The sequence below is a fragment of the Wolbachia endosymbiont of Mansonella perstans genome (genome assembly GCF_020278605.1).
GTDB lineage: Bacteria > Pseudomonadota > Alphaproteobacteria > Rickettsiales > Anaplasmataceae > Wolbachia.
This window is the reverse complement of record NZ_JACZHU010000055.1, coordinates 1-7,340: the sequence shown is the minus strand read 5'-3', so window position 1 is coordinate 7,340 and position 7,340 is coordinate 1. Positions and strand designations below refer to the sequence as shown.

The following is a 7,340-nucleotide window of genomic DNA, read 5'->3' as shown; positions in this document are numbered from 1 at the left end:
TTCAATACTATAATAAGGAAACTGGAGGAATCTTTAAGTAGTTTCTTTCGTTTCTGTGGCTAGAAAATCTGAATTTAGCTAGCTACCACAATTATTTTTTCTTTCATCAAACTTGACATGAAATGGTTAGGCAGGTTTACCTTAGTTTACTGTTGACAATCAGGATTAAATATGTTTATTCCTGAAGTTTCTGCAGCACGGTAATATCAGGATTGTGGGTCTTTTCATTTAAATAATGGTTATACGTGATGAATAATTCTTTAAATTCAAAAACAATTTTAAACATTGATGGAAAGTCATATAGCTATTTTAGCCTCAGCGCTGCTGGCAAATTTTTAGAAATAGATCTAAGTAAATTACCCTGTTCGCTCAAGGTATTGCTTGAGAACTTATTGCGCAATGAAGATGGAGTGAACGTGAAGTTGGATGATATAAAAACACTAGCAAGTTGCGTTGAGAAACATGTTGATCATGAAATTAGCTACAAACCAGCAAGGGTATTGATGCAGGATTTTACAGGAGTTCCCGCTATTATCGATTTAGCTTCAATGCGTAGTTATGTTAAGAAAGGCGGAGGTGATCCAAGCAAAATAAATCCGTCTGTACCAGTTGATCTTGTGATAGACCACTCTGTCCAAGTAGATAATTATGCAAGTGCTTCTGCATTTGGCAAAAACGTTGAACTGGAAGTAAAAAGAAATTTGGAGAGATATCAATTCTTGAAATGGGGCGAGTCATCTTTCACAAATTTTAGGGTAGTGCCCCCTGGCACGGGAATTTGCCACCAAGTAAATATCGAGTATTTAGCACGAGTTGTATGTAGCGATAATGGAATTGTATACCCAGATACCTTAGTTGGCACGGACAGCCACACTACTATGGTTAATAGCTTATCGATTCTGGGTTGGGGTGTTGGCGGGATAGAAGCTGAATCTGTAATGCTTGATCAGCCAATTAGTATGGTGATTCCAGAGGTAGTAGGATTTAAATTAATTGGAAAACTTTCAGAAGGAGTAACTGCAACTGATCTAGTGCTAACAGTCACAAATGCCTTAAGGGCAAAAGATGTTGTTGGTAAATTTGTGGAGTTTTATGGTGATGGTTTGGATTATTTATCTGTGGCAGATAGGGCAACCATAGCTAACATGGCTCCAGAATATGGTGCAACTTGTGGATTTTTTCCTATTGATCAGAAAACACTAGATTATTTAAGCTTAACCGGAAGGCCGGAAGAGCCGATTAAGTTGGTTGAAGTCTATGCAAAAGAGCAAGGACTGTGGCGAAGTAGTGACGAGTTGGCGTTTTTTGACATGCTGGAGCTTGATTTGTCGAGCGTGGAGCCAGTAATGGCTGGTCCAAAAAGACCACAAGATAAGGTCTTTCTCTCACAAGTGGCAGAGTCTTTTTCTACATCATTTTCAATTAGTGACTCAAAGGAAAGTAATGTACTTCAAGATGGAAGTGTAGTTATTGCAGCGATAACGAGCTGTACCAACACCTCAAACCCAAGTGTGATGATTGCTGCTGGTCTTGTAGCACGCAGTGCAGTCAAACTTGGAATAAAATCAAAGCCTTGGGTTAAAACTTCTCTCGCTCCGGGATCACAAGTTGTAACAGAATATTTAGAAAAATCAGAATTACAGAAAGATCTAAATGCTTTGGGCTTTAATTTGGTTGGATACGGTTGCACAACTTGCATTGGAAATTCTGGCCCATTTGATGAAGATATAGAAAATGATATTAAAAGCAAAAACTTAACCGTCGCCGCGGTTTTATCTGGTAATCGCAATTTTGAAGGAAGAATCCATCCTTTAGTCAAAGCCAATTATTTAGCATCTCCACCGCTTGTTGTTGTGTATGCACTTGCAGGTACTGTGCAGATTGACCTAACAAAAGATCCTATATGCAAAGATAAGGATGGAAATGACGTTTACCTCAAAGATATATGGCCAATGAACAATGAAATCGAAGATTGTGTTAAAAATGTGGTAACACGCGAGATGTTTATACAAAAGTATGAAAATATTTTCTCCGGTGATGAACATTGGCAAAAGATAAAGTGTGAGAAAAGTGAAATCTACAACTGGAACGCGGAAAGCACTTATATACAGAATCCTCCTTATTTTGATAATTTATCGACGGAGAATGATAAAAATAACGTGATCGACATAAAGGGTGCGCAAATACTGGCGATGTTTGGCGACAGTGTAACTACTGACCACATTTCTCCTGCTGGAAATATTGCTTCAAATAGTCCTGCAGGTATGTATTTAAAAGATCTTGGAATTGAACCATGGGATTTCAACTCATATGGATCACGTCGTGGTAATCACAACGTAATGATACGTGGAACCTTTGCTAATATCAGAATAAGAAACGAAATGGTGAGCAATGAAGGTGGTTACACAAAACATATTCCTTCTCAAGAAACTATGTCAATTTTTGATGCAGCAATGCGGTACAAAGAAGAAGCTGTTCCATTAGTTGTTGTTGCGGGAAAAGAGTATGGCACAGGTTCAAGCAGAGACTGGGCAGCAAAAGGTACTGCGCTACTAGGAATTAAAGCTGTAATTGCAGAAAGCTTTGAACGTATACATAGATCCAACTTAGTCGGTATGGGTGTTCTTCCACTCGCATTTCAGGATGGAGTAACGAGAAGAATATTCGATGGTAGTGAAATAGTGAGCATAAAAGGTAAAGTAGTGCCAAATGGAAATCTAGAATGTATCATCAAAAGAAAGGATAATTCAGAGCAATCCATTCAACTTAAGTGCTGTATAAAAACTGTAACTGAGATAAAATACTTAATGAACGGTGGAGTGTTGAACTATATACTTGCGCAGTCTCCTTGAGCTAGCAAAGTCATTAACTAGGCTTTTTGAGTCGATTCTGGCCCTTTATTTAAATAATAATTTATTCTATGCAAAGTTATGATATAATTTCACCTTACATATGGTAAAGGGTGTTTTGTAGATAATTATGATCAGTTCTATACAAGAGCCTAACGAATTGCGAAAACGTTTGCAGGGATTTTATCGTACTGATGAAAAAAGTTGTGTACGTTATCTTGTAGAAAAAGCAGAACTTTCTGCTGATTCCAAAAACAGAATTTACAATATTGCAAAACAAGTTGTCGAAAAAATTAAAGGCAATAAATTAGATATTATAGATTCTTTTATGCAGCAATACTCGCTTTCCAATGATGAAGGGATAGCGCTAATGTGTCTTGCTGAATCACTACTTAGAATACCAGACGATTATACAATAGATGAGCTAATCAAAGATAAAATTGCCAATCAAGAATGGAGTAAACATTTAGGACGTTCTTCTTCATTGTTTGTTAATGCTTCTACATGGAGTTTAATGATAGGCAGTAGTATATTAAGGACCAGTGAGGAAGATCCGAAATTCTATCACGCTATTTCTAGATTACTTAAAAATTTAGGAGAGCCAGTAATCCGCAAGGCAGTGAAACAAGCAATGTTGATGCTTGGTAAGTACTTTATAGTTGGGGAAAATATAGAAGAAGCATTGGAAAGTGTAAAATCAGATGATCATGGCAAATTCTTATGCTCCTTTGATATGCTTGGTGAAGCTGCTCGTACAGCTGAGAATGCGGAAGAGTACTTTTATTCATATATGCATTCGATAAAAGCTATAGGTGAATCCACTGACACAAATGATTGCTTTAAATCCCATGGTGTTTCAATCAAGTTATCTGCATTGCATCCACGTTATGAATTCTGCCAATTTGGTAATATAGCTGAAGAACTGAAAACTAAGGTACTGGAGCTTTGTCATGAAGCAAAAAAGTACAATATTTCATTATGTATAAATGCAGAAGAGTCAGAAAGACTTGAGATGTCATTAGTTTTATTCGAGCAATTGCGTCTTGATGAATCACTTTCTGAGTGGGAAGGGCTTGGATTGACTGTTCAAGCGTATCAAAAACGTGCTTTGTCTGTTCTTGATTTTGTTGAAGATGTTGCTATCCGTTCAAAGCGTAAGATCATGGTGAGGCTTGTGAAAGGAGAATACTGGGACTCAGAAATCAAGCACACACAAGAATTAGGGTTAAGTGGGTACCCAGTGTTTACTAGAAAAAGCTATACAGATGTATGCTACCTTGCCTGTGCACAGAAACTTTTAAGCAAAGCAAGTCACTTTTATCCATGCTTTGGGACTCACAACGCTTATACTTTTGCTACTATAATAGAGCTTGCCGATAAGAATCACCCTGGGTTTGAGTTTCAGCGCTTACATGGAATGGGTAAGGGTCTATATGATTATGTAATGTCAGAACTTGCAACAAGTATAAATTGCCGCATATATGCACCGGTTGGTAAACATAGTAACTTATTGCCATACCTTATTAGACGTCTTCTTGAAAATGGGGCTAATAGTTCATTTGTGCATCAAATAAATGATTCCAAAGTTAAAGTTGAAGAGTTGGTTTCAGATTCATTGGAAAAAGCTAAAAGCTTAGAGTATGAGCCTCATCCAAATATTCCATTGCCACAAGATATTTTTGGAGAAGAAAGGAAAAACTCCTTGGGGATGGATATTAGTGATTCAGTTACAGTTTCACAATTTGCAAGCGATATAAAAGAGTTTAGTGAAAGAAAATGGAAGGTTGGGCCGATAATTGACGGAGACTCACTGTTTGACAGTACTGAATTTACCGAAGTGGTTAATCCAGCACATTTGGAAAACGTAATCGGAGAAGTGTCAAATACAACAAGTGATCAAGCTTTAAGCGCTCTTAAAATAGCACATAGTGCTTTTGCTAAGTGGCATAATATTTCAGCAGAAGAGCGTGCTAAGCACCTTGAAAGAGCTGCTGATTTGCTTGAAGAAAGGATGAAAGAGATGATTTATATTCTGATTGTGGAAGCAGGAAAGACTTTATCCGATGCGATAGCAGAAGTAAGGGAGGCAGTCGACTTCTTGCGCTACTATGCAATGATAGCAAAAAATGAATTGAATAACTGGAAAAGATTGCCAGGTCCAACAGGTGAAGATAACTTTATCTTTTTTGAAGGCAAAGGAGTTTTTTTGTGCATATCACCGTGGAATTTTCCACTCGCTATCTTTATTGGACAGATTGCAGCTGCACTTGCAGCAGGTAATTCAGTACTGGCAAAACCAGCAGAGCAAACGCCGATTATTGCTTATGAAGCTGTTAAAATACTACACAAGGCTGGGATACCAAAAGATGTACTACACCTTATTCCAGGGAATGGTCAGTATTTAGGTGGAACATTAATACCAGATAATAGAATTTCCGGTGTAGCTTTCACTGGTTTAACACAGGCTGCTCAAATGATTAATAGAATGCTTGCTAGCAGAGATGGCCCTATTGTGCCACTTATCGCTGAAACTGGGGGATTAAATGCTATGATTGTTGACAGTTCTGCTCTCTTAGAGCAAGTGACTGTAGATGTTTTAGTTTCTGCATTCCGTAGCGCTGGTCAACGCTGTTCTGCACTTAGAGTATTATTTATTCAAGAAGATATAGCAGAGAAACAGATAAAAATGATATGCGACGCAGTTCAAGAATTAAGGGTTGGTGATCCAATACAACTTAGCACTGATATTGATCCGATAATTGACAAAGCATCTATTGATATGCTGAATAGTCACACGGAGAAAATGTCAAGATATAAAGATTCAAGCCTTTTATCCAAGGTACCCATGAATATAAATTCTCATAATGGTTATTTCTTTCCTCCATATATTTATGAGATACAAAAAATTTCGCAATTAAAACAGGAAGTGTTTGGCCCCATTTTACATATTATACGTTTTGATAAGTCGCAGTTAAATGAAGTTATAAGTGATATAAACAGTACAGGATATGGGCTTACGTTCTCTTTGCAAAGCCGCATACAAAGTCAGATCGATTTAATAAGCAAGAAAATATCAGTGGGAAATGTGTACATCAATCGCAATCAGATAGGTGCAGCAGTTGGCATACAACCGTTTGGCGGTAGGGGATTATCCGGCACTGGACCAAAAGCTGGAGGTCCTCATTATCTACAGCGTTTTTCTACAGAAAAAGTTGTAAGCGTCAATACTACAGCATTTGGCGGTAATACTACGCTTATGTGCTTGGACTGATTTGAAGGTATTTTTCTTTCTTTTAAAAATGTTAGATATATGGCCCCAGAGTAGGATGCGAGGATGAACATGTTTCGCAGGGTATTCCTAATTCACTTTAGCTATATTTATTATTTTTTAAGATTAAATGGTTAAAATAGTAGATAAATGCTAAAGTGAGGTGTAATTATGATAGCAAACTTTCCAATAGAAACTAGTGTTTTACCTTTCCACCTATACTTTGATTACACATACAACATCTAGCTCAGTTTAAAAGTCTAATTCAATTTTAGTTGTCAGTTTAAGCAGAAAAAGCATCAATGCTGGCAACCAAGAAGGTTTTAATATTGAGGGTTTGGTATGAGTACAGACATAACTGCACTAACTAATAATGTAGGTAAATTAGGTGAATGCACAGATAAAAATGAAAAGCGAGAGCAGGATAGAAAAGAAAAAGACGAGCAATTGAGTAGTGCTATAGAGAAAAAGGTAAAAAAAGAAGAGCATAAGCGTGAAAAACCAAGAGTTCGAGATGGAATTATCAAGGAGTGTGAAAAGTTATTCAAGGAGGGTACCAGCCCTGCAGTATTAACTGAATTAGAAAAGTCGCTTAGAGGACAAGAGAAATATCATAGGTATTATGTTCAGCGTTTTCTTCCAGTACTAGATAAAAAAATAAAGCAGTCAGAGGAAATATCAAGTAAAATAAAAAATCAAGTTGTACAGGTAATTTCAGAAATCACTTGTAATAGCAAATATTGTTTTGATAGTATTATCTGCAGTCAAGTTGAAGATAATCGTAAAGCAGAAACAAGCAACAGAGTAACGAATAACGGTGTTCAATTACTAAAAGCGATCAAAAATAGAAACAATAGGAAGTTTGGAAGATATCTAAAAAATTGCACGGATATTAGAAACATAAAAAATGAGGAAGAAAAAAGTATTTTACATCTTATTGCGTCATTAGAAGGAAAACTGAAACTCAAGTTTTTAGGTACCCTAATTAAGACAATTACCGGGGAAAATCTAATACAACTCATTAATAGTAAAAATCGGAACGGAAAAACTTCCCTTCAAGTGGCATTAATTGACAAGATAAAAAAAGGAAAACACGGGTCTCATACAATCCAAAATAACGATAATACACTTAAGTTCCTCGTAACACTATTGGAACATGGAGCCAAGCCAGATCAGTTAAAATTGCAAACACTGCAAGGTTTAGATGAAAAGCAAAATGAATA

General features: G+C 36.7%; 2 protein-coding genes and 1 pseudogene. All 3 read left to right on the top strand.

The genetic code is table 11. From position 1 onward, the window contains the following. Positions 1-248 precede the first annotated feature (248 nt). A complete protein-coding gene (acnA, locus tag IHO13_RS03790; protein ID WP_225538347.1) occupies positions 249-2,852 on the top strand; it encodes an aconitate hydratase AcnA in 2,604 nt (867 codons plus the stop codon). A gap of 127 nt (positions 2,853-2,979) precedes the next feature. Then, positions 2,980-6,120 (top strand): bifunctional proline dehydrogenase/L-glutamate gamma-semialdehyde dehydrogenase PutA, encoded by a 3,141-nt coding sequence (putA, locus tag IHO13_RS03785; protein ID WP_225538346.1) that lies wholly within the window; start codon positions 2,980-2,982, stop codon positions 6,118-6,120. Positions 6,121-6,459: 339 nt separating this feature from the next. Then, a pseudogene (locus IHO13_RS03780) lies at positions 6,460-7,340 on the top strand (ankyrin repeat domain-containing protein); the annotation flags it as partial.